The 2,827-nt window shown below is 63.9% G+C and carries 3 protein-coding genes; all 3 read right to left on the bottom strand.

Annotated elements, in window-relative coordinates; all coding sequences use genetic code 11:
• The coding region (locus tag EOA49_RS31355) for an MsnO8 family LLM class oxidoreductase (protein ID WP_127243572.1) at nucleotides 1-855 on the bottom strand (855 nt) is incomplete at its 3' end.
• Between the two features lie 188 nt (nucleotides 856-1,043).
• Nucleotides 1,044-1,406 carry a DUF3088 domain-containing protein gene (locus EOA49_RS31350; protein WP_245460853.1) on the bottom strand — a complete coding sequence of 121 codons (363 nt, stop codon included), beginning with the start codon at nucleotides 1,404-1,406 and terminating at the stop codon, nucleotides 1,044-1,046.
• Between the two features lie 182 nt (nucleotides 1,407-1,588).
• Nucleotides 1,589-2,827, bottom strand: a 1,239-nt coding sequence (locus tag EOA49_RS31345) for an oligopeptide/dipeptide ABC transporter ATP-binding protein (RefSeq protein ID WP_164749366.1), incomplete at its 5' end; no start/stop codon positions are given.

Raw genomic sequence — 2,827 nt, 5'->3', positions numbered from 1 at the left:
GACCTTGTCGGGCGTCCCGGCGATCACGCTTGGCTGCTTGGGCTCGATGCGGTACTCGTTCGTCCCCAATTGGCGCGCGTAATCCTTCGCCTGGTCCTCGCTGCCGACCGTCACGCTTTGCGCGCCGGGAACGTGTACCTTGAACAGCTTGATCTTGGCTGCTTCGGCCTCGGCCTCACCCGGATATTCGGAGACGATGACCGAGACCGCAATGATCGGCGCGCGCCCGGTCGCGGCCCGATAGGCCGCAACGGTTTCGTCGAGGAGAGCGTCGTCACCGTTGAGGTGGCGGGCGAACACGAACTCCCATCCATGGGCCGCGGCGAGCTCTGCGCTCTCGACGCTTGCGCCCAGCAGGAAGCGCTGCGGCGCGATCGGAGGACGAGGCGTTGCGCTCAACCCGGCGACCGGTCCGGCGCCGTCGAGATAGGCGCCGAGTTCGGCGACTTGCTGGCCGAGGTCCGGCTTACGGGCGGGATCGCGATCCCCCTGCAGGGCTCGCGTCGAAAGCGGCAGGCCACCGGGCGCTTTGCCGACGCCGAGATCCACACGGCCCGGCGCCAGCGAGGCAAGCAGGTTGAAATTCTCCGCCACCTTGTAGGCGCTGTAGTGCTGCAGCATGACGCCGCCGGAACCGATGCGAATCCGGCTGGTTTGGGCCAGCAGATGGGCGATCAATATCTCCGGCGAGGAGCTTGCCAGCTCCGCGACGTTGTGATGCTCGGCCACCCAGAACCGGCGATAGCCAAGCTTCTCGGCCAGCTGCGCGAGCGCTACGGTCCGTTTGAGCGCATCGGTTGCGCTCTCGCCTTTGGAAAGAGGACTCTTGTCGAGCAGGCTGAGCGCATAAGCCATGGGATCTCCGCATCGCGCGGCCGAAAGACGGCCAAGTGCTACCGATGCAGAAATTAGTCCATTTAGTCTATAAACTTTATAGATATTATCCCGAAATTCGGTCGGCGAAAGAAAAAGCCTTGCTCATCGCATGCCGGCCTTGAAACGTACGCCCCGGGGGGCTGTGGCGAGGTTCATCCGGTCCGAGCTCATGGATGCGGCGGAGGGATAAGCCCGCGCTCGACCAGGGCATCGATGATCCGCTCCGCGCCGGAGACGAATTTGCGGTCATTGGCTTCGCCGCTGGCATGGGCCGAAGGCTCGCCGGCCGGCAGCACCAGGACTGGAAGCGCCTGATTGGCTTCTCCGACAAGCTCTATCACTTCGGCGCGCGGCCGGGGGAAGGCGATTCGGCGAACATCGATCGCATCGAGAAGTTCCGGAAACGATGTCAGCAAGCCTTCCACCAGCGCCGAATGCCGGCAGAAGAAGCGCTGCCCCGGAAACTTGACATCCTCGAAATCGGGGGCAAGCAGGAAAAGCGTGGCTTTGTCTGGATTGGCTGAGGTCAACGGAGCTTCCACTTCGAACTGGTTTCGTTCGGTCAAGCCTATCCTCGCCAGTGGTTCGATCAGAAGGCGCGGATTTCGAAGCAAGCGCCTGCGCGGGTAATAATTGTCTCTGCGACTACACGCATTTCGAATACCGATGCTGCCGCCGCAGCGAAGACAGGCCCGGCTTCGGCCCGATCAGTTTATCGCTTGTAGCAAGCGATCCTGTGACCCGGTTCCACCTCTTTGATCGGCGGTTCGGCCCTGCAGCATGCGTCATCTGCAATTGGGCAGCGGTCAGCGAATGCGCATCCGGTGTTCTGCGCCTCGCCCGAAATGCTCGTTGAAGAGGTAGCCGGCACCTCATCGGAAGACGACGCCAGCAGCAGCTTCGTGTAAGGATGATTGGGTCCGCGAAAGACCTGTTCGGATGATCCTGTTTCGACCAGCCGGCCGCGATAGAGCACGCCGATCCTGTCGGCCATGTAGCGCACGACCTTGAGGTCGTGGCTGATGAACAGATAGGTCGTGTCCTTTTCCCGCTGCAGGTCGTTTAGGAGGTTAAGGACGGTCGCCTGCACCGAGACGTCGAGCGCCGAGGTGGGCTCGTCCAGCACCACGACCTTTGGTGCGCCTGCGAAGGCGCGTGCAATAGCCGCTCGTTGGCGCTGGCCGCCGGAGAGCGAGCGCGGTTTCCGCTCCGCGGTCGTGCCCGCCAGTTTGACGGACCGCAACAGCTCACCGACCCGCTCCCGCGCCGCGCTTCGGTCGAGGCCGGCGAGCCTCCGTAGCGGCCGGCTGAGGATCCTGCCGATCCGGTGGCGCGGATTGAGCGTGCGGTCGGGAGACTGGAAGACCATCTGCACCTCCCGCCGTTCGGCCGGCGCTCGCTTCTCGACGCGCGCCGCGACCCTTTTGCCGAACAGCTCGACCGATCCTTCGCTGGGTGTCTGCAGGCCGGTGACAATCCGCGCCAGCGTCGACTTGCCCGAGCCGGATTCACCGATCAGCCCGAACGTCTCGCCCCTGTCGATCTGGAGATCGATCTTGTGCAGCACCGGCTGGGCGCCGAAGGAATGGCTGACGCCCTTGCAGGCGATGGCGACCTGCCGGTCTGTCTTCGGACCGGCCGGGCTGCCGGCGGTCTTCGGCTGATTGAGGCCGGTCGTGCCGATCTCCGCCAATTTGCCGTCGCGCTTGGTGAAGTTGAGGCCAGGGATCGAAGCGATGAGCGCCTTTGTGTAGACATGCGCGGGGTTCTCGAAGACCTCAGCGGCGCCACCGGTTTCGACCACCGCTCCCGACTGCATCACCGCCACCCTGTCGCAGGAGCGGCGGATCAGGTTGATGTCGTGGCTGATCAGCAGAATGCTGGTTTTGTGCTCGCGGCGGAGATCGTCGAGGATGGCGATGACCTCGGACTGCACGCTGGCATCCAGCGC

The sequence above is a fragment of the Mesorhizobium sp. M1A.F.Ca.IN.020.04.1.1 genome, from assembly GCF_003997315.1.
In the GTDB taxonomy this organism is placed as follows: Bacteria; Pseudomonadota; Alphaproteobacteria; order Rhizobiales; family Rhizobiaceae; genus Mesorhizobium.
The sequence above is the reverse complement of the archived record's forward strand: the minus strand, read 5'-3'. Positions and strand labels throughout refer to the sequence as shown.